This window comes from Modestobacter sp. NPDC049651, assembly GCF_040659695.1.
In the GTDB taxonomy this organism is placed as follows: Bacteria; Actinomycetota; Actinomycetes; order Mycobacteriales; family Geodermatophilaceae; genus Modestobacter.
The window spans coordinates 117,493-136,554 of sequence record NZ_JBFAOG010000004.1; the positions used below are offsets into that span (position 1 = coordinate 117,493).

Annotated in this window: 18 protein-coding genes; 9 read left to right on the forward strand and 9 right to left on the reverse strand. The window is 75.5% G+C overall.

Annotated features, from left to right (window positions below):
• Positions 1–116 precede the first annotated feature (116 nt).
• The gene (locus AB0J00_RS07900) at positions 117–1,034 is read right to left on the reverse strand and encodes a hypothetical protein (protein ID WP_357742663.1); all 918 of its coding nucleotides are present in this window, start codon (positions 1,032–1,034) and stop codon (positions 117–119) included.
• A 285-nt stretch (positions 1,035–1,319) separates the two neighbouring features.
• Between AB0J00_RS07900 and AB0J00_RS07905 the strand changes: the two genes are divergently transcribed.
• A complete protein-coding gene (locus AB0J00_RS07905; RefSeq protein WP_357742666.1) occupies positions 1,320–1,988 on the forward strand; it encodes a VanZ family protein in 669 nt (222 codons plus the stop codon).
• On the opposite strand, the gene AB0J00_RS07910 is transcribed toward AB0J00_RS07905, so the two are convergent.
• Entirely contained in the window at positions 1,871–3,445 is a 1,575-nt protein-coding gene (locus AB0J00_RS07910) for an FMN-binding glutamate synthase family protein (RefSeq protein WP_357742669.1), read from the reverse strand. The genes AB0J00_RS07905 and AB0J00_RS07910 overlap by 118 nt on opposite strands.
• Before the next feature lie 207 nt (positions 3,446–3,652).
• Between AB0J00_RS07910 and ppsR the strand changes: the two genes are divergently transcribed.
• A complete protein-coding gene (gene ppsR, locus AB0J00_RS07915; protein ID WP_357742672.1) occupies positions 3,653–4,528 on the forward strand; it encodes a pyruvate, phosphate dikinase/phosphoenolpyruvate synthase regulator in 876 nt (291 codons plus the stop codon).
• Positions 4,528–6,945 (forward strand): phosphoenolpyruvate synthase, encoded by a 2,418-nt coding sequence (gene ppsA / locus AB0J00_RS07920; RefSeq protein ID WP_357742674.1) that lies wholly within the window; start codon positions 4,528–4,530, stop codon positions 6,943–6,945. Before ppsR ends, ppsA begins: the two co-directional genes overlap by 1 nt.
• A 38-nt stretch (positions 6,946–6,983) precedes the next feature.
• Here the strand turns inward: ppsA and AB0J00_RS07925 are convergent, their stop codons facing one another.
• The 5 genes from AB0J00_RS07925 to AB0J00_RS07945 form a co-directional block, all read right to left on the reverse strand.
• On the reverse strand, positions 6,984–8,588 hold the full coding sequence (locus AB0J00_RS07925; RefSeq protein WP_357742677.1) for a DHA2 family efflux MFS transporter permease subunit: 1,605 nt from the start codon (positions 8,586–8,588) through the stop codon (positions 6,984–6,986).
• 198 nt (positions 8,589–8,786) lie between these two features.
• Positions 8,787–9,035, reverse strand: coding sequence for a helix-turn-helix domain-containing protein (locus AB0J00_RS07930; protein ID WP_357743241.1), 249 nt, complete (start codon positions 9,033–9,035; stop codon positions 8,787–8,789).
• A 315-nt stretch (positions 9,036–9,350) separates the two neighbouring features.
• Positions 9,351–11,588 (reverse strand): FUSC family protein, encoded by a 2,238-nt coding sequence (locus AB0J00_RS07935; RefSeq protein WP_357742680.1) that lies wholly within the window; start codon positions 11,586–11,588, stop codon positions 9,351–9,353.
• Positions 11,589–11,670: 82 nt separating this feature from the next.
• Positions 11,671–12,342: an NUDIX domain-containing protein gene (locus tag AB0J00_RS07940; protein ID WP_357742683.1), complete on the reverse strand. Its 672-nt coding sequence runs from the start codon at positions 12,340–12,342 to the stop codon at positions 11,671–11,673.
• Complete coding sequence (locus tag AB0J00_RS07945; RefSeq protein WP_357742686.1) at positions 12,339–12,728, reverse strand: DUF4406 domain-containing protein; 390 nt, start codon at positions 12,726–12,728, stop codon at positions 12,339–12,341. The genes AB0J00_RS07940 and AB0J00_RS07945 overlap by 4 nt, the downstream gene beginning before the upstream one ends.
• A 59-nt stretch (positions 12,729–12,787) precedes the next feature.
• Here AB0J00_RS07945 and AB0J00_RS07950 point away from each other — a divergent pair, with 59 nt between their 5' ends.
• Genes AB0J00_RS07950 through AB0J00_RS07970 form a run of 5 tightly spaced genes read left to right on the forward strand, consistent with a single transcriptional unit; the run spans position 12,788 to position 18,081 of the window.
• Positions 12,788–13,552 (forward strand): DeoR/GlpR family DNA-binding transcription regulator, encoded by a 765-nt coding sequence (locus AB0J00_RS07950; RefSeq protein WP_357742689.1) that lies wholly within the window; start codon positions 12,788–12,790, stop codon positions 13,550–13,552.
• Between the two features lie 48 nt (positions 13,553–13,600).
• Entirely contained in the window at positions 13,601–14,821 is a 1,221-nt protein-coding gene (locus AB0J00_RS07955; RefSeq protein WP_357742692.1) for a 3-deoxy-7-phosphoheptulonate synthase, read from the forward strand.
• A gap of 40 nt (positions 14,822–14,861) precedes the next feature.
• Entirely contained in the window at positions 14,862–15,311 is a 450-nt protein-coding gene (locus tag AB0J00_RS07960) for a helix-turn-helix transcriptional regulator (RefSeq protein WP_357742695.1), read from the forward strand.
• A 5-nt stretch (positions 15,312–15,316) separates the two neighbouring features.
• Complete coding sequence (locus AB0J00_RS07965) at positions 15,317–15,733, forward strand: VOC family protein (protein WP_357742698.1); 417 nt, start codon at positions 15,317–15,319, stop codon at positions 15,731–15,733.
• Positions 15,730–18,081 carry an excinuclease ABC subunit UvrA gene (locus tag AB0J00_RS07970; RefSeq protein ID WP_357742700.1) on the forward strand — a complete coding sequence of 784 codons (2,352 nt, stop codon included), beginning with the start codon at positions 15,730–15,732 and terminating at the stop codon, positions 18,079–18,081. Before AB0J00_RS07965 ends, AB0J00_RS07970 begins: the two co-directional genes overlap by 4 nt.
• Before the next feature lie 9 nt (positions 18,082–18,090).
• Here the strand turns inward: AB0J00_RS07970 and AB0J00_RS07975 are convergent, their stop codons facing one another.
• On the reverse strand, positions 18,091–18,276 hold the full coding sequence (locus tag AB0J00_RS07975; RefSeq protein WP_357742703.1) for a hypothetical protein: 186 nt from the start codon (positions 18,274–18,276) through the stop codon (positions 18,091–18,093).
• Positions 18,273–18,560, reverse strand: a complete 288-nt coding sequence (locus AB0J00_RS07980; protein ID WP_357742706.1) for a hypothetical protein — start codon at positions 18,558–18,560, stop codon at positions 18,273–18,275. The genes AB0J00_RS07975 and AB0J00_RS07980 overlap by 4 nt, the downstream gene beginning before the upstream one ends.
• Positions 18,561–18,664: 104 nt before the next feature.
• On the opposite strand from AB0J00_RS07980, the gene AB0J00_RS07985 reads away from it, so the two are divergent.
• Positions 18,665–19,051 carry a DUF6394 family protein gene (locus AB0J00_RS07985; RefSeq protein ID WP_357742709.1) on the forward strand — a complete coding sequence of 129 codons (387 nt, stop codon included), beginning with the start codon at positions 18,665–18,667 and terminating at the stop codon, positions 19,049–19,051.
• Positions 19,052–19,062: the final 11 nt, after the last annotated feature.

Below are 19,062 nucleotides of genomic sequence, written 5' to 3' on the forward strand. Positions count from 1 at the left end.
GCACTCCTCGTCCTCGCGGTGTCGCCCCCGGCCGGGGACGCCAGCGAGCGTAGGGACCGGCCGCGGGGCCGGGCTTCTCGATTCCTGACCGGTTCCCGGTCCGGTCGCGCCGGGGATCAGCCGACGGGCAGGGCGGCGAGCCGGCCCGCGAGCTCCACGTTGCGGCGCAGGAACGGCCCCCAGCCGTCCGGGGCCCGGGTGCCGGGCGCGTCCTCGGTGCACGCCTCCTGGTCCCACGACCGCAGCCGGCCGTCCCGGAGGCGCAGCCGGAGCAGCACGCCGCCGGTCCAGCCGGTGACGTCCTGGTCCCCCCGTGCGTCGAGGGCGGCGATCCGCTGCGGTGCGACCACCCACCGGACCGCCTCGATCTCCTCCTGCAGGCGGGCCGCGGCCTCGTAGGCCTGCGCTCCGGCCGCGGCGTCCCGCCGGGCGCTCAGCGCCGCGAGCACACCGGCGACCGCATCCGGCTCCCGGTCGAGCACGGCGGCGACCGCCGCGGCCAGCTGGGCGACGGGGGTGTCCTGCCCGCCGCGGGCCCGGGCCAGCTCGCGCTCGCCGGCGGTGCGGCCGGGGCCGGCGTGCCCCAGCGGGTACACCCGCTCCAGCCCGGACACGGCCAGCCGCACCTTGCGGCTGCCGAGGTAGGGCCCGAAGAGGCGGGCGCCCGGCGCGGGGCGCTGCACGGAGGCGAGGCCCAGCCGCGGCGCCGCCGGCGTCGGGTCCAGCCGGATGCCGACGGGCACCTCCAGCCCGCCCACGATCCGGTTCCACGGGGGCATCGACCGCTCGAGCAGGTTCCGCTCCGCCCACGCGGCCTCGTGCGCGGAGTCGCAGACGAGCGCCTCGATCCGGGCGATCCGCAGCACCATCCGCCGCAGGTGCCGGCGGTCGCGCAGATCGCCCCAGTAGGAGCTCACCCGGCGGCGCAGCTCCCCGGCCCGGCCGACGTACAGCACCCGGCCGGCGTCGTCCCGGAAGCGGTAGACGCCCGGGGCGACCGGCAGCGCGGCGACGGCATCCGGTCGGGCGGGCACGTCCCCATCGTGCGCACGTCGGCGGCGGTGGTGGCGCCGCCCGGCCCCACCTGCCCCGTGCGCCCCACCGGCCACGCGCGGAGACCGGGGAACCGCGTCCGGGGGGCCCGGTGAGCAGGCGGTGGGCCAGGTCGGACCGGGCCGCAGCGGACCCCGGGCCGAGCGACGCGGCCGCGTGTCCACGGCCGCCTGGCCGCCGCGGCCGGTCCGGGGTGCCACGATGGCCCGCCGGCCCGCCGGCCCGCCGGCGCGCCGGCCCGCCGGGCCCCCGACCCGAGGACCAGGATGCCGACGTCGCACACCGAGCTCACCGCGCTGCCCGTGGTCGTCCCGCTGGCGGCGGTGGCGCTCGCCGTCCTGCTCCGGCGGCTGCACCGGCGGGGGTCGCTCACCGTGCTGCGGGCGCTCGTGGCCGTCGTGCTGGTCGGCTACGGCGCCGGCGTGCTCGCGAACACGCTCTTCCCGATCACCCTCGCCGCCGCCGGCCCCCGCCCGCCGTGGTCGCTGTTCCTCAACCTCACGCCGCTGGCGGGCACCGAGCCGCGCGACATGGCGGAGAACGTGCTCGTCTTCCTGCCGCTGGGGGTGCTGCTGCCGCTCGTCGCCCGGCTCCGCTCCTGGTGGCGGGTGCTGCTGGTCGGTCTCCTGCTCAGCCTGGCGATGGAGCTGGTCCAGCTCGTCAACGCCCTCGTCGGGCACGGCGGGCACATCGCCGACGTCAACGACCTGCTGGCCAACACCGTGGGCGCGCCGCTCGGCTACGCCGTCCTCCGCGCCGCCCTGCTGCTGCCGCCGCTGCGCCGGCTGGCGGCCGCGGCCACCTGGCCGGCGCCGGCTCAGCCGACCGCGGTGGGCGACGGGGGAGCGCTGCCGCCCCGCGGTGCCTCGCCGGTCATCAGCTCGACGATCGCGGCCCGGTCCGCGGCCGACGGCAGCCCCCAGTCCGGCGCGTAGCCGTACACCTCGGCGAGCGGGCGGGACGCCGTCCGCCCGGTCAGCACCTCCACCGCCGAGGTGTCGATCAGCCCGGGGTGCTCCACGCCGCACGCCTCGGCGACCTTGCGCAGGTCCCGGCGCAGCGTCGCGATGTAGGTCGCCGCGCGCACCGACTTCAGCGCCGGGTCCAGCCCGTGCGCCAGCCACCGGTCCTGCGTGGCCACACCGGTGGGGCAGGTGTCGGTGTGGCACTTCTGCGCCTGGATGCACCCGATGGCCAGCATCGCCTCCCGGGCCACGTTGACCATGTCGCAGCCCAGCGCGAACGCGACGACGGCGTTGTCGGGCAGCCCGAGCTTGCCGCCGCCGATGAACGTGACGTCCTCGTGCAGGCCGGCCCGGGCGAACGTCGAGTAGACCCGGGCGAAGCCCAGCTGGAAGGGCAGCGACACCGAGTCGGTGAAGATCAGCGGCGCCGCGCCGGTGCCGCCCTCGCCGCCGTCGACCGTCACGAAGTCCACGCCCCGGCCGGTGCGGGACATCAGGTCGGTGAGCTCGGACCAGAAGCCCAGGTCGCCGACCGCGGACTTGATGCCCACCGGCAGCCCGGTCTCGTCGGCGAGCAGCTCCACCCAGTCGAGCAGGCTGTCGGTGTCGGAGAACTCCGCGTGCCGGGACGGGCTGATGCAGTCCACCCCCTCGGGCACGCCGCGGGCCGCCGCGATCTCGGCGGACACCTTGGCCGCGGGCAGCACCCCGCCCAGGCCGGGTTTGGCGCCCTGGCTCAGCTTGACCTCGATCGCCCGCACGGGCGCCCCGGCCACCAGGTCGCGCAGCCGGGCAAGGTCGAACCGGCCCCGGTCGTCGCGGCAGCCGAAGTACGCCGTCCCGATCTGGAACACCAGGTCCCCGCCGTGCCGGTGGTGCTCCGAGACGCCGCCCTCGCCGGTGTTGTGCAGGCAGCCGGCCAGCGCCGCCCCGCGGTTGAGCGCCTCGACCGCGCGGCCGGACAGCGAGCCGAAGCTCATCGCCGACACGTTGACCACCGACCCGGGCCGGAACGCCGACCGGCGCCCGCGCGCGGCGCCGAGCACCTTCGCGCTGGGCAGCGGGGTCTCCTGCCCGGCCTCGACGCGGGTGGCCGGCACCGTCCGGCCGAAGGTGCGGTGGTTGATGACCGGGTAGCCGGCCGTGTACTCGATGTCGTTGTCCGTGCCGAAGCCGAAGTAGTTGTTCTCCGACTTCGCCGAGGCGTAGACCCACCGGCGCTGGTCGCGGGTGAACGGCCGCTCCTCGTTGTTGCCGGCCACCAGGTACTGCCGCAGCTCCGGCCCGACGGACTCCAGCAGGTACCGGGCGTGGCCGATCAGCGGGAAGTTCCGCAGCAGCGTGTGCTCGCGCTGCAGGAGGTCGCGGGCGGCCACGGCGGCGAGCGCGGAGAGCCCGGCAGCGGCGGCGCGGGAAGGCCAGCTCATGGACCGACGATGCCACCGGACCGGCCTCCGTGGCGCCGGTCGGGCGCCGCCGTTCCAGCGGGCGCCGCGCGCGTGTTCCGCGTCACCTGATCGGCGGTAGACGTTCTATACGTCCGGCTCGGTGGGCTACTCTCTCGATCCACCCGGCGCCGTGCGCCCTGGACAGGGAGTCGCCCCGATGACGCACCGCCGCCGCGTGGCCGCCCGTTGACCGAGGAGCAGCCGGACGACGTCGTCCCGGTGTTCTTCCTGTCCGACAGCACCGGGATCAGCGCGGAGACGATGGGCAACGCGCTGCTCATCCAGTTCCCCGACGTGCGGTTCGAGCGCACCCTCATCCCGTTCATCTCCACCGTCGAGATGGCCCGGGAGGTCGTGGCCCAGCTCGACGCCGCGATGGAGGGGCCGGTCGCGCCCCTGGTCTTCACCACCGCCGCCGTCGACGAGGTGCGCGAGGAGCTGCTCCGGACCAAGGCGCCGATCATCGACTTCTTCGGCCTGCACATGCAGCGGATCGAGGAGCAGCTGGGCGCCCGCGGGCTGCGCGAGGCCCGCCGGCTGCACGGGGTCGGCGACGTCCGGCGCTACAACGACCGGATGGCGGCGATCGAGTTCGCCATCGAGCACGACGACGGGCTGAGCCCCCGCGGGCTGGACCGCGCCGACGTCGTCCTGCTGGCGCCCTCCCGCTGCGGCAAGACCCCGACCGCGATGTACCTGGCGCTGCAGCACGGCCTGTTCGTCGCCAACTACCCGCTGGTCGACGAGGACCTGCAGAGCACCGACCTGCCCGGCCCGGTCCGCGACCTGGCCGACCGCTGCTTCGGCCTGACCACCACTGTGGCCCGGCTCAGCCGGGTGCGGCAGGAGCGGCGGCCCGACTCCCGGTACGCCTCCGAGGAGCAGTGCCGGTTCGAGCTGCGCCGGGCGACGGCGATCTACGAGACCCACCACCTGCCCACGGTCGACACCTCGGCGGCCTCCGTCGAGGAGATCGCGGCCGTGGTGATCCAGACCCTGGCCCGGCGCCGACGCGGCAGCCGCCCCGACACCGATCCCCGCCGAGGAAGGAACTCCCGCTGATGAGCACCCACACCGCACCCGAGGTACCGGCCGGCCGCAGCGACGACGGGGACAACGTCCGGTGGTTCGCCGACCTGGGGCTGGCCGACCTCGAGGTGGTCGGGGGCAAGAACGCCTCGCTGGGCGAGATGATCTCCCACCTCGCCGACGCCGGGGTGGCCGTCCCGGACGGCTTCGCCACCACCGCCGCCGCCTACCAGCGCTTCCTCGGCGACACCGGCCTGGCCGCCCGGATCGCCGACCAGCTGCGCGCGCTGGACACCGACGACGTCCGCGCGCTCGCCGCGGCGGGGCGGGAGATCCGCCGCGCGGTGGTCGAGCAGCCGTTCCCGCCGGGGCTGGAGGCCGACATCCGCGCCGCCTACGAGCAGCTGGCCGGCGACGACGAGGAGGCGTCGTTCGCGGTGCGCTCCTCGGCCACCGCCGAGGACCTCCCCGACGCCTCGTTCGCCGGGCAGCAGGAGACGTTCCTCAACGTGCGCGGCATCGACGCGGTGCTGCAGGCGGTCCGCGAGGTGTACGCGTCGCTCTACAACGACCGGGCGATCGCCTACCGGGTGCACCACGGCTTCGACCACGAGTCGGTGTCGCTGTCGGCGGGCGTGCAGCGGATGGTCCGCTCGGACGTCGGGGCGTCCGGCGTCATGTTCACCATGGACACCGAGTCCGGGTTCCGGGACGCCGTGTTCATCACCTCCGCCTACGGGCTGGGCGAGGGCGTGGTGCAGGGCGCGGTCAACCCGGACGAGTTCTACGTCTACAAGCCCGCCCTGCGCGCCGGGCGGCCGGCGGTCCTCAAGCGGGGCGTGGGCGAGAAGGCCACGAAGATGGTCTACACGTCGCACACCGAGGTCGGCCGGACGACGGAGTTCGTCGACGTCGACCCGGCGCAGCGGCGGCTGCTGTCGCTCACCGACGACGAGGTGACCGAGCTGGCCCGGCAGGCCCTCAAGATCGAGGAGCACTACGGCCGGCCGATGGACATCGAGTGGGGCAAGGACGGCCGCACCGGCCGGCTGATGGTCCTGCAGGCCCGCCCGGAGACCGTGCAGTCCCGCGCCGGCACCACCTCCGAGCGGTACCGGCTCACCGGCAGCGGTGACGTGCTGGTCGAGGGCCGGGCGATCGGGCAGAAGATCGGCGCGGGCGCCGTCCGGGTGCTCACCGACGTCGACCAGATGGACCAGTTCCGGGCCGGCGACGTGCTGGTCGCGGACATGACCGACCCCGACTGGGAACCGATCATGAAGCGGGCGTCGGCGATCGTGACCAACCGCGGCGGGCGCACCTGCCACGCGGCGATCATCGCCCGGGAGCTCGGCATCCCGGCCGTCGTGGGCACCGGCACCGCCACCCGGGTGCTGGCCGAGGGCGACCCGGTCACCGTGTCCTGCGCGGAGGGCGACACCGGGCTCGTCTACGCCGGCGAGGTGCCGTTCGAGGTGGCGCACACCGAGCTGGACGCCATGCCGGAGATCCCCACCAAGATCATGATGAACGTCGGGACGCCGGAGCAGGCGTTCGCCTTCTCCCGGCTGCCGAACGCCGGCGTGGGGCTGGCCCGGCTGGAGTTCATCATCAACCGGCAGATCGGCATCCACCCCCGCGCGCTGCTGGAGCTCGCCGACCAGGAGCCGGCGCTGCGCGCGCAGATCGAGGAGCGGATCGCCGCCTACCCCTCGGCCCGGGACTTCTTCGTGCAGCGGGTCGCCGAGGGGGTCGCCACGATCGCCGCCGCGTTCGCGCCGGAGCCGGTGATCGTGCGGATGAGCGACTTCAAGAGCAACGAGTACGCCAACCTGCTCGGCGGGGAGCGCTACGAGCCGCACGAGGAGAACCCCATGATCGGGTACCGGGGCGCCTCCCGGTACCTGTCGGCGGACTTCGCCGACTGCTTCGCCATGGAGTGCGAGGCGCTGCGGTACGTGCGCGACGAGATGGGCCTGACCAACGTCAAGATCATGATCCCGTTCGTGCGGACGGTCACCGAGATCGAGGGCGTCGTCGCGCTGCTGGCCGAGCACGGCCTGCGCCGCGGGGAGAACGACCTGTCGGTGGTGATGATGTGCGAGCTGCCCTCCAACGCGCTGCTGGCCGGCCAGTTCCTCGAGCACGTCGACGGCTTCTCCATCGGCTCCAACGACATGACCCAGCTGGTGCTCGGCCTCGACCGGGACTCGGGGCTGGTCGCCGGCGGGTTCGACGAGCGCGACCCCGCGGTGCTCGCGGCGCTGGAGATGGCGATCCGGGCGTGCCTGGAGCGCGGCAAGTACGTGGGCATCTGCGGGCAGGGCCCCAGCGACCACCCGGACCTGGCGGAGTGGCTGGTCGCGCAGGGCATCGAGTCGATGTCGCTGAACCCGGACACCGTCGTCGACACCTGGCTGCACCTGGCCCGGACGTCGTCCGCCGGCTGACCGGCCGGGCGGTCCCGCGGGCCCGGCCCGCGGGACCGTCAGCGCCGGTGGCGCCCCTCCGCGTGCTCCCCGTGGCGGGTCCGCTGCTCGGGCACCAGCGGGTGGTTCGCGCCGCCGGCGGTGGTGGTCCGCGACCGGTGCCGCCCGTGCCCGGCCGGGTCGGGCGGGGACGGCGGGGGAGCGGCGCCGGTCTCCGCGGCGACCGCGGCGGCGGCCGCCTCCGCCGACACCCGCACCAGGCTGCCGGCGACGGCGCCCGCCGCGGCCAGGAACCCGGCGGCGACGACGAAGCCCCAGGCCCAGCCGTCGACCAGCGCCGCGACGTGGGCGGGGGTCACCGGCGGGCCGGGCGGGGCGACGGCGTCGGTGCGCGCGGTGCTCACCGCGGTCAGGATGGCCAGGCCCAGCGCACCGCCGACCTGCTGACCGGCGTTGAGCAGGGCGCTCGCGACCCCGGCCTGCTCGGGCGGCACGCCGGCCACGGCCGAGCTGGTCAGCGCGACGAACGTCAGCCCCATGCCGAAGGCGAGCACGAGCAGCGAGGGCAGCACGACGGTGGCGTACGAGGAGTCCGGCTCCAGCCGCAGCGCCAGCAGCAGCATGCCGGCGGCCGCCAGGGCGGGGCCGACGACCAGCAGCGGCCGCGGCCCGGTGCGGCCCAGCAGCTGCGAGGCGACGCCCGCGCCGATCGCGATGACGATCGTCATCGGCAGGTAGGCGAAGCCGGACCGCAGCGGCGACCAGCCGTGCACCTGCTGCATCCAGAGGATGAGGAAGAAGAACACCGCGAACAGGCCCGCCCCGACGAACAGCGCGCCCAGGTCGGCGCCCAGCAGCGACCGGGAGCGGAACAGCCGGAGGTCCAGCAGCGGGTGGGTCAGGCGCCGCTGCAGCACCCAGAAGGCCGCGAGCAGGACGACGGCCAGCACCAGCGCGCCGATCGTGCGGGTGGAGTCCCAGCCGTAGTCGTTGGCCTTGACCAGGGCGAACACCAGCGCGACGAGGCCGCCGGTGGCGAGCAGCGCGCCGGGCACGTCGAAGCCCCGGGCGCGGTCGTCGCGGCTCTCCGGGACGAAGCGCAGCGCACCGGCCATGGCGACCGCGGCGATCGGGATGTTGACGAACAGCACCCACCGCCAGCTGGCGTACTCGGTGAGCACGCCGCCGAGGATGAGCCCGATGGCCGCACCGCCGGCGGTGATGGCCGCCCACAGGCCCAGCGCCCGGTTGCGCTCCCGGCCCTCGGGGAAGACGACGGTGAGCAGGGAGAGTGCGGCGGGCGCCATGAACGCCGCGCCGAGGCCCTGCACCAGCCGGGCGCCGACCAGCATGCCGAGGCTGCCGGCCAGGCCGCCGACCAGCGAGGCGAGCGCGAACAGCAGCGCGCCGCCGAGGAAGACGCGGCGGCGGCCGATGCGGTCGGCGAGCTTGCCGCCGAGCAGCAGGAACCCGCCGAAGGTGAGCGTGTAGCCGGTGACGATCCAGGACAGGTCGCCCTGGCTGCGGACGTCGAGCTCGACCTGGATGTCGGGCAGCGCCACGTTCACGATGCTCAGGTCCAGCACGACCATGAGCTGGCTCAGCGCCAGCACGACCAGGGCCAGCCCCTTGCGCACCTCGGGGGCGGCGGGCCCTCGGGCCACGGCGGGCTCTCGCGGCAGGGCAGGTCCACGGGGCAGGTCAGGCTCTCGGGGCAGGGCCATGGGGGCCTCCTCCCGGACGGGATCCGGCGACCCTAGGACCTCCCTCCGTGACGGGGCAACGCCCGTCGGGTGACCGCCGTGCCGCGCGCGGCCACCTGCCCGCCGGTCGGAACCGGTCGGCCCGCCCCGCGGGGCGGGTCAGGCGATGTCGGTGCGGGCGTCGGCGAGGTAGGCGCGGACGGCGGGCGCGGGCACCCGGAAGGAGCGGCCGACGCGCACGGCGGCCATCTCGCCGCCGTGGACCAGGCGGTAGACCGTCATCTTCGACACGCGCATCATCGCGGCGACCTCGGCCACGGTGAGGAAGGTGACCTGGGCGGGGCGCTCGGCGGCGGGCCGCGGCGCCTGGGCCGGGACCGGGCGGGGGGCCTGTGGGCGCGCGGCCATCGTGCCGGGGTAGGGCTGGCGGGCGGCGGGGACCCGGGGGCGGAGCGGCTGGCCGTAACCGGCCTGGCGGGGGAGGGTCGCAGCGGGGGAGCGCTGGGGAAGGGTCACGACGTTCCTCTCGAAGGTGGTCCACGGGGCGCCGTCCGGGCCACCGTGGCGACCGTGTGCGTCCGTGCTGGAACTGACCGTAAGCGAGAGGGCGGGGTCGCGGCGAGGCCAGCGGGGAACGAGACGAACTGGTCCGGTTCGGCACATGTTGACCGTGCCCCGGGGAGGCCGGGGGTGTCGGCGCAGGTGACACGCGTGACGCGCGGGTCAGCGGGTGGCCGCGGTGCGGGCCGGCTGCTCGACTGTGATCTGCAACCGGCGGGCGGCGTCCACGTGGTCGCCGGTCCACACCAGCCGCACCGCCTCGGCGCGCACCCGGTCGTCGGCGACCGGGTGCGCGCCGGCGAGCGCACCGTGGGCCGCCAGGTCGGCGGTCAGCGCCTCGACCAGCCGGCCGTCGGCCCCCGGGTCCGGCGGGAGCGCGCGCGGCACCACCCCCGGGCCGGCGAAGGCCTGCGCCAGCGAGGCGTACCAGTTCGTCACCCGCTCGGTGGCCGCGACCACCTCGGCGGCTGCGCGCGGCGCCGCCCGCGGGTGCCGGGCCGCTCCGGCGTCCCGCCAGAGGCTGCGGACGGCGTCGGCGGTGAGCCGGAGCCCGGCGACCCCGTTGAGCAGCGCGGCGACCTCCGCCAGGCTCAGCCGCTTCGGCCCGCGCTCGGCGAGGAACTCGCGGAACGCGTCGTCCAGCCGTCGAGCGGAGGCGGCGGAGCGCAGCGCCGGCCCGCCGCTGGGCCGGCCGTCGTGGTCCTGCTCCGTCGCCGACCGCAGGGCGGCGGCCGCGTCGGCGTAGGCCTCCGCCAGGGCCCGGGCCAGCGCCGCCCCCGCGCCGCGCGGCCAGAACAGCCCCCCGACCAGCAGGCTGCAGGCGCAGCCCAGCGCGACGTCCTCGACGCGGACCAGCCCCACCTGCCACCCGGCCGGCCCGATGACGTTGAACAGCACCAGGAGCGTCACGGTGAAGCCGGCCTGCCCGGCGGCGAACGACACCGCCGGCGCGATGCCGGCGACCAGGACGGCCAGGGGCAGCAGCGCCCACAGCACCGGGAGGCTCGCGCCGACGGCCACCACCAGCAGGCCGCCGAGCACGAACCCCGCGACCGTGCCGAGCAGCCCGCGCAGCGCGCTCTGCCCGGTGCTCAGCGCGTTGGACCGCAGCACCGACAGGGCGCCCAGCACGAGCCAGAAGGAGTGCTGCGCGCCGCTGAGGTCGGCGACCAGCACCGCGAGCGCGAGGCCGATCGCGCCGCGGACGCTGTTGTGCAGCCACACCGAGTGCGGTTCCAGGTGCGCGAGCGCCCGCTGCCGCGCCGACAGCAGCGGACCGGGCAGCCCCGCCGGCCGTCCGCCGAGCAGCCGCCGCCACCAGGAGCGCTGGTCGGCGGCGGCGGCCACCGCCACGCCGGCGCCGATCGCCGTCACCGCGCGGGCCAGCTCCTGGGCCCGGAACGCCGGCTCGAGCGCGGCGGGCAGCCCGGCGGCGCCCCCGGCCCGCCGGGCCACCTCGTGGATCGCCGCCGACTCCATGTCGCGCCGGGCCCGGGCGAGGTCGTCGAGGTGGTCCTGCAGGCTGTCCTGCGGCTGGTCCCGCGCGCCGAGCACCGTGCCGGCGTGGTCGAGCAGCACCGCCGCCGCGCTGCCCACCCGGGCCACCGCCGGGTGCGCCGGCCCGGCCGGGACCGGCGCGGCGGCGTCGTCGAGCACCCCGGCCAGCCACTGCACCTCGTCGACCAGCCGGACGACGGCGCGCGCGGCGGTCCCCAGCCCGGAGGGCCGGTACGGGGTCGCCAGGAACACCCGGCGCAGGGCGGCGACCGCCTCGTCCGCGTCCCGGGCGGCGGCGGCAGCCGTGCTCCCCGCCTCCCGCCCGGTCGCGGGCTCCGCCGTCAGCCGGGCCGACAGCCGCCGGCACGCCTCGGCCGCCGCGTCGCGGAGCGGGTCCGTGGCCGGCGCGGGCCACAGCAGGGTGACCGCGGGGAGGGACACCGCGCCGGCCAGCAGCCAGCCGGCCAGCCGGTCGGGCAGCGTGTCCAGCCCGCCGGGGGTGGTCACCGGGAGGACGAAGGCGAGCAGCGCCGAGGTGCTCGCCCCGGCCAGCGCCGAGCTGACGACGCCGGCGAACAGCACCCCGAAGCCGACGACGAGCATCGCGGTCGCGGCGGACCAGGCCGACCGGGACGCCACGGTGGCGGTGCAGACGAAGACGCCGCCGAGCGCGGTGAGGGTCAGCTGGGCGGCCAGCCGGTCGGCCAGCGAGCCGCCGAAGTCCGCGAACAGCAGGAGGGCGAAGGAGCCGAACGCCGCGAAGGTCGCCACGGTGGCGTCGCCGACCACCTCGGTGCCGAGCGCGAACAGCGCGGGCATGACGATCGCGGTGCGGACGGCGCGCCGGGTCGCCCGCAGGCCGGGGTCGCGGGACCTCAGCCAGTCCTCCGCCGCCGTGCGCATGTGCGGTCCGATCTGCCGGGAGCGTCCCGCCGGACCCTGGCGGCCCGTGCCCCGCGCCGCAAGGGGGTGCGGGCGGGAGCCGTCAGCGACCGGAGAACGGCCCGCGCAGGGCGGCCCACTGCAGCAGCAGCACCGTCTTGGCGTCGGCGATCCGGCCGTCGGCCACCCCGGCCAGCGCGTCGTCGAACGGCAGCTCGCACACCTCGATGTCCTCGCCCTCGTCGGCCAGCCCGCCGCCGCCGGTCGCCCGCGTGGCGGGGGAGTAGGGCGCGGCGTAGAAGTGCAGCCGCTCGGTGACCGACCCGGGGCTCATCCAGACCTCGAACACCGGCTGCAGCTCACCGATGACGACCCCGAGCTCCTCGGCGGCCTCGCGCCGGATGGCGGTCGCCGGGTCGTCGTCGTCCAGGAGCCCGGCCGCGGTCTCCAGCAGCATCCCGTCGGGGTGGCCGTTGACGTAGACGGGGTACCGGAACTGCCGGGCCAGCAGCACCGTCCGCCGGCCGGTGTCGTACAGCAGCACGGTGGCGCCGTTGCCCCGGTCGTAGGTCTCCCGCTGCTGGGTCTGCCAGCTGCCGTCCCGGCGGCGGACCTCGATCGTCGTGCGGCGGAGCACGTGCCAGGCGGCGGCCAGCACCTCGACCTCGCGGACCCGGACCCCGGGGTTGCCGGTCAGGTCGCGGCCGACCCGGTCCAGCCCGGTGCGCCCGCGGGCGTCAGGCACGTCGACCCCCGGGACGCCGGTCGCGGTCACGCCGCGTCCGCGACGACGCCGGGCACGTCCGCGAGCCGGAACCACACCGGCAGGCCGCGCTCGCGGGCGATCGCGACGTCCTGGTCGGCGCCGGTCGACTCCCCGGGCAGCCGCAGCACCGCGTCGCAGCGGGCGAGCAGCCGCTCGGCCGTCGGGTAGAGCACCTGCTCGGCCAGCGGGTCGTCGAGGTCGGCGCCGGCGCTGCGCAGCACCGGCAGGGCGATCCACTCGCCGATGACCGGCACGTGCCCGGCCCGGAACAGCGGCCAGGCGGCCTCCTCGAGGCGGGCCAGGTTCGCGGCCGCGCGGGCCGGGTCGCCGCCCGTGCCGGAGCGGTAGGGGCCGGCGATGAGCACCATCAGCGGGACGTCGGTGGTCGAGGTCATGCGGCGCACAGTACGCTGAACTCGGAAACATCGGGAAGAAACGTGCAATTGGAGTCGACGTGCTGGTCACCGAACGCCGCGAGCTGCTGCTCGACCGGTTGCGCCGCGACGGCCGGGTCATCGCCAAGGACGTCGCCGGCGAGCTGGGCCTGAGCGAGGACAGCGTCCGCCGCGACCTGCGGGAGATGGCGGCGGCGGGGCTGTGCCAGCGCGTCTACGGCGGCGCGGTGCCGGCGTCCCCGGCGGTGGCGGACTACGCGACCCGGCGGACCGTCGCGGTCGACAGCAAGGCCCGGGTGGCCGCCGCCGCGGCCCGGCTGGTCGAACCCGGCACCACCGTGATCCTCGACGGCGGCACCACCGCGCTCGCCGTCGCGCAGGCCCTGCCGGGCGACCTCGCCGCGACCGTCGTCACGCACAGCCCCACGGTCGCCGCCGCGCTGGTCGGGCACCCCACCGTCGAGGTCTACGTGCTGGGCGGCCGGCTGTTCAAGCACTCGGCCGTGACCAGCGGCGCGGCGGCGGTCGAGGCCGCCGCGGCGGTCAACGCCGACCTGTTCCTGCTCGGTGTCACCGGCGTGCACCCCGACAGCGGGCTGACCACCGGCGACGCCGACGAGGCCGCGATGAAGCGGGCGCTGTCCCGGCGGGCCGCGGACACCTACGTGCTGGCCAGCTCCGAGAAGATCGGCACCGCCTCGCCGTTCGCCGTCCTGCCGCTGACGGCCGTGGCGGGGATCGTCACCGACGCCCCGCGCGGCGACGAGGTCGTCGAGCGCCTGGTCCGGCTCGGTGTGCCGATCGTCCCGCCCGGCGAGGGCTGACCGGACCTGCCCGCGGAACCGCCCGCGCCCGCCGCCATGCTGGAGCCCATGACGACCGACCAGCTCCTCGCCGAGGCGACCCGGGTGGCCGACCTGCTGCTCGAGGTGCAGACCCGGGTCAACGCGCAGATCGACGACACGCTCACCGAGCTGCTGCCCGGCGTCCAGGAGCAGCTCGGCCTGCTGCCGGCCCCCGACGTCGACCTCTCCGGGTTGGTCAACGCCCGCATCACCGGGCTGAGCGTGGTGGTCACCCCGGCGGCGGTCGCGGCCGCGGTGCCGCTCACCGCCGCCTCGGTGGCGACGACCGCGGCCGGGCGGCGGGCGATGACCGGCATCGTCACCGGCGCCGACGACCGGCTCGCCGTGATCACCGGCCCGTGCTCGGTGCACGACCCGGCGGCGGCGCTGGAGTACGCGGCGTTCCTCGCCCGGATGCGCGAGCAGTTCGGCGCGGACCTCGAGATCCTCATGCGCACCTACACCGAGAAGCCGCGCACCGAGGTCGACTGGAAGGGGTTCGCCTACGACCCGTTCCTCGACGGCTCCAGCCGGATCAGCGTCGGCCTGGTCGCCACCCGGATGCTGATGTGCCGCATCACCGAGCTCGGGGTGCCGGTCGCCGCCGAGCCGCTGAACGCGCTGACCCCGCAGTACGTCAACGGGCTGGTCACCTACAACGGCGTCGGCGCCCGCAACGTCACCGACCAGACCGCCCGGGAGCGGGTCTCCGGGTTCTCCTCCGTCGTCGGCTTCAAGAACTCGCCGGAGGGCAGCATCGACGTCGCCGTCCAGGCCGTCGTCGCCGCGCGGGCGCCGCACGAGTTCCTCGGCATCGACGCGCACGGGGTGACCGCGCAGCTGTCGACGACGGGCAACGACACCGGCCACGTCATCCTCCGCGGCGCCGCGGACGGTCCCAACTACTCGGCCGCGCACATCGCCGGGACGAAGCGGAAGCTCGCCGACCGGGGGCTGCCGGAGGTCGTCGTCGTCGACGCCTCGCACGGCAACAGCCGCAAGGACCACCGCCGGCAGTTCGACGTCGTCCGGGACCTGGCCGGTCAGGTCGCCGGCGGCGAGCGGGCTGTCCGCGGCGTGATGGTGGAGAGCTTCCTGGTCGCCGGGCGGCAGGACCTCGACCGCCGGCACCCGGAGGCGCTGGAGTACGGCAAGAGCGTCACCGACGCCTGCGTCGACCCGGCCACCACCGAGGAGATGCTGGCGGTGCTGGCCGAGGCGTCCCGCGCCCGCCGCGCCGCCGGCTGAGGGGTTCAGCGCCGGGCGGGTCTGTGGCACGGTCAGACGCGTGACCGGCAGATCCCCGACCGAGCAGCGGCTGGCGGACCTCGCGCGGCTGCGCCGCGTGCGGGACCGGATCGACCGGGAGCACGACCGGCCGCTGGACGTCGAGGCGCTGGCCCGCGGCGTGCACATGTCCGCCGGCCACCTCAGCCGGGAGTTCCGGGCCGCGTTCGGCGAGTCGCCGTACGCCTACCTGATGACCCGGCGCATCGAGCGCGCGATGGCGCTGCTGCGCCGCGGCGACCTCAGCGTCACCGAGGTCTGCTTCGCCGTCGGCTGCTCGTCGCTGGGCACCTTCAGCACCCGGTTCACCGAGCTGGTCGGGGTCCCGCCCAGCGTCTACCGGCGGCAGGTGGCCGGGCAGGTGGGCGAGCCGCCGTCCTGCCTGGTCCGGCAGGCGACCCGACCGGTCAGGAATCGAGAAGCGCGGCTCGCCGCGGCCCCGGGAGCATGATCGCCATGACCACCGACCTCACCATCCACTCGACATTCCTCCCGCACCTGGACCCGGAGGAGTCGCTGGCCTTCTACCGGGACGTGCTCGGCTTCGAGGTCCGCCTCGACGTCGGGCAGGGCACGATGCGCTGGATCACCGTCGGCCCGCCCGGGCAGCCCGGGACGTCGATCGTGCTGCACCCGCCGGCGGTCGACCCCGGCGTCACCGACGAGGAGCGCCGGCTGGTCACCGAGATGATGGCCAAGGGCACCTACACGATGCTGGTGCTGGCCACCGGGGACCTCGACGGCACCTTCGACCAGGTCCAGGCCGCCGGCGCCGAGGTGGTCCAGGAGCCGGCCGACCAGCCCTACGGCGTCCGCGACTGCGCCTTCCGCGACCCCGCCGGCACCCTGATCCGCGTGAACGAGGTCCGATGAGCCACCCCGCCGACGGCCACGACCGGATCCGGGTGGTCGGCGCCCGCGAGAACAACCTCAAGGACGTCAGCATCGAGCTGCCCAAGCGGCGGCTCACGGTGTTCACCGGGGTCTCCGGCTCGGGGAAGAGCTCGCTGGTGTTCGACACCGTCGCCGCCGAGTCGCAGCGGCTGATCAACGAGACCTACAGCGCGTTCGTGCAGGGCTTCATGCCGACGCTGGCCCGGCCGGAGGTCGACGTCCTCGACGGGCTGACCACGGCGATCATCGTCGACCAGGAGCGGATGGGCGCGAACCCGCGCTCCACGGTCGGCACCGCGACCGACGCCAACGCCATGCTGCGCATCCTGTTCAGCCGGCTCGGCCGGCCGCACGTCGGCCCGCCCAACGCCTTCTCGTTCAACGTGCCGTCGGTGCGCGCCAGCGGGGCGATCACCGTCGAGAAGGGCGGCCGCACGAAGGCGGAGAAGGCCACCTTCAACCGGCTCGGCGGCATGTGCCCGCGCTGCGAGGGCATGGGCGCGCTCAACGACTTCGACCTCACCGCGCTCTACGACGACAGCAGGTCGCTGCGCGAGGGCGCGCTCACCGTGCCCGGCTACAGCATGGACGGCTGGTACGGCCGGATCTTCAGCGGCGCAGGCCTGCCGATGGACAAGCCGATCCGCGACTTCACGCCCGCGGAGCTGCAGAAGCTCCTGTACGCCGAGCCGACCAAGATCAAGGTCGAGGGCATCAACCTGACCTACGAGGGCGTGATCCCCAAGGTCCAGAAGTCGATGCTGAGCAAGGACGTCGACGCGCTGCAGCCGCACGTGCGCCGCTTCGTCGAGCGGGTGGTCACCTTCCGCACCTGCCCCGACTGCGAGGGCACCCGGCTGGCCCCGGAGGCGCGGTCCTCGCGCATCCGCGGCATCAACATCGCCGACGCGTGCGCCATGCAGATCAGCGACCTGGCCGCCTGGGTGCGGGAGCTCGAGGAGCCGTCGGTCGCCCCGCTGCTGACCGCGCTCGGGCACACCCTCGACTCCTTCGTGGACATCGGCCTGGGCTACCTCAGCCTCGACCGGCCCGCCGGCACGCTGTCCGGCGGCGAGGCGCAGCGGACCAAGATGATCCGCCACCTCGGCTCGTCGCTGACCGACGTCACCTACGTCTTCGACGAGCCGACCATCGGCCTGCACCCGCACGACATCGCCCGGATGAACGACCTGCTGCGCCAGCTGCGCGACAAGGGCAACACCGTGCTGGTCGTCGAGCACAAGCCGGAGACGATCGCGATCGCCGACCACGTGGTCGACCTCGGCCCCGGCGCGGGCGCCGGGGGCGGCGAGGTCGTCTACGAGGGCACCGTGGCGGGGCTGCGCGCGAGCGGCACGCTCACCGGCCGGCACCTCGACGACCGCGCGCGGCTGAAGCCGGCGGTGCGCACGCCGTCGGGGGTGCTGGAGGTGCGCGGCGCGAGCACGCACAACCTGCAGGACGTGGACGTCGACGTCCCGCTCGGGGTGCTGGTCGTGCTCACCGGGGTCGCGGGCTCCGGCAAGAGCTCGCTGGTCAGCGGCTCGATCGCCGGCCGGGACGGCGTGGTGGTCGTCGACCAGTCCGGGATCAAGGGCTCCCGGCGCAGCAACCCGGCCACCTACACCGGCCTGCTCGAGCCGATCCGCAAGGCGTTCGCCAAGGCCAACGGGGTGAAGCCGGCGCTGTTCAGCCCGAACTCCGAGGGCGCCTGCCCGGTCTGCAACGGCGCGGGCGTCGTCTACACCGACCTCGGGATGATGGCCGGCGTCGCCGCCACCTGCGAGGAGTGCGAGGGCCGGCGGTTCCAGGCCGCGGTGCTCGAGCACACCCTCGGCGGCAAGGACATCAGCGAGGTGCTCGCCATGCCGGTGACCGAGGCCGAGGCGTTCTTCGGTGCCGGCGACGCGGCGACCCCCGCGGCGCACGCCGTCCTCTCCCGGCTGGCGGACGTGGGCCTGGGCTACCTGACCATCGGGCAGCCGCTCACCACGCTCTCCGGCGGGGAGCGGCAGCGGCTGAAGCTGGCCACCCGGATGGCGGAGAAGGGTGGCGTCTACGTCCTCGACGAGCCGACCACCGGCCTGCACCTGGCCGACGTGCAGAACCTGCTCGGCCTGCTCGACCGGCTGGTCGACGGCGGCAAGTCGGTGGTGGTCATCGAGCACCACCAGGCGGTGATGGCGCACGCCGACTGGGTCGTCGACCTCGGGCCCGGTGCCGGCCACGACGGCGGCCGGGTCGTGTTCGAGGGGACGCCGGCCGACCTGGTCGCCGCCCGGTCGACCCTCACCGGGCAGCACCTGGCCGACTACGTGGGTGCCTGACCGCCGCGGTCAGTCCGCGCCGACCGGGGCGCCGCAGGCCCGGCAGCGGGTGGGCGGGTCCTCGTCGGCGATGCGGCCGCACCCGGGGCACACCCGGGACAGCCAGCAGGCCGGGTCGCCGCCCTCGCCGTCCCGCTCGTCGTCCGGCCGGTCGTCCCGACCAGCGTCCGGTCCGCGCCCCGCTCCCGCGGTCACGCGCCGGCGAACAGCCGGTCGACGGCGGGGGAGCGGCGCACGGTGACCGCGCGGCCCTGCAGCCCGGCGACGTCGAGGTGGTCGCGCACCAGCTCCAGCGCCGCACCGGACAGCGAGGTGACCGAGCGGGCGTCGATCGTCTCCACCCGGGCCGGCTCGCGGCCGTAGCGCTGCACGAACGCGTCGACCACGCCGGCGTCGACCGCGCCGGCCAGGCAGAGCGTCCGGCCGCCGGCGGTGTTCAGCAGCCGGACGACGCCGCGGGCGCTCGGGGCAGGGCTCACTGCCCCAGTGTGCCCCCCGCGCCGGCGCGCGCCACTAGGCTCCGCGACGGACGGACGGCACCGTCCGCGACCTGGCGACCGGCACGGGGGGAGGTCCTCGCCGCATGAACCTCGAGAAGGTCGTCTTCGGCTTCTTCGTGCTGCTCGCCGCGACGCTGAACTTCGGCTTCTTCATCGGCGACATCTCCGATCCCGTGCTGCACAACAAGTACGAGCTGTTCGCGGCGGTCGTGGTCAACCTGATCGCCACCGTGCTGAAGTTCGGGGACCGGACCCAGATCGGCGCCGTCCACCTGGCGACCAGCCTGGTCGCCGACCTGCAGCTGATCGGGGCGACGGTCGTCTGGGTGATCGCCAGCTACGTCTCCACCGAGGGCCTCACCGCCGGGGCGACGGCCAGCGTCGTGTCGCTGTCGGGCGGGGCGCTGCTGGCCAACCTCGTCTCCCTGGTGCTCCTGGTGGTCGAGACCGTGTCCTTCCAGCGGCGCTGAGAGCCGCGCCC

Bases quoted from the DNA above. Each gene is read 5' to 3' on its own strand.
- AB0J00_RS07905 (WP_357742666.1), top strand. From the start codon at position 1,320: ATGCCGACGTCGCACACCGAGCTCACCGCGCTGCCCGTGGTCGTCCCG.
- AB0J00_RS07910 (WP_357742669.1), bottom strand. From the start codon at position 3,445: ATGAGCTGGCCTTCCCGCGCCGCCGCTGCCGGGCTCTCCGCGCTCGCC.
- ppsA (WP_357742674.1), top strand. From the start codon at position 4,528: ATGAGCACCCACACCGCACCCGAGGTACCGGCCGGCCGCAGCGACGAC.
- AB0J00_RS07930 (WP_357743241.1), bottom strand. From the start codon at position 9,035: ATGGCCGCGCGCCCACAGGCCCCCCGCCCGGTCCCGGCCCAGGCGCCG.
- AB0J00_RS07935 (WP_357742680.1), bottom strand. From the start codon at position 11,588: ATGCGCACGGCGGCGGAGGACTGGCTGAGGTCCCGCGACCCCGGCCTG.
- AB0J00_RS07945 (WP_357742686.1), bottom strand. From the start codon at position 12,728: ATGACCTCGACCACCGACGTCCCGCTGATGGTGCTCATCGCCGGCCCC.
- AB0J00_RS07955 (WP_357742692.1), top strand. From the start codon at position 13,601: ATGACGACCGACCAGCTCCTCGCCGAGGCGACCCGGGTGGCCGACCTG.
- AB0J00_RS07965 (WP_357742698.1), top strand. From the start codon at position 15,317: ATGACCACCGACCTCACCATCCACTCGACATTCCTCCCGCACCTGGAC.
- AB0J00_RS07970 (WP_357742700.1), top strand. From the start codon at position 15,730: ATGAGCCACCCCGCCGACGGCCACGACCGGATCCGGGTGGTCGGCGCC.
- AB0J00_RS07985 (WP_357742709.1), top strand. From the start codon at position 18,665: ATGAACCTCGAGAAGGTCGTCTTCGGCTTCTTCGTGCTGCTCGCCGCG.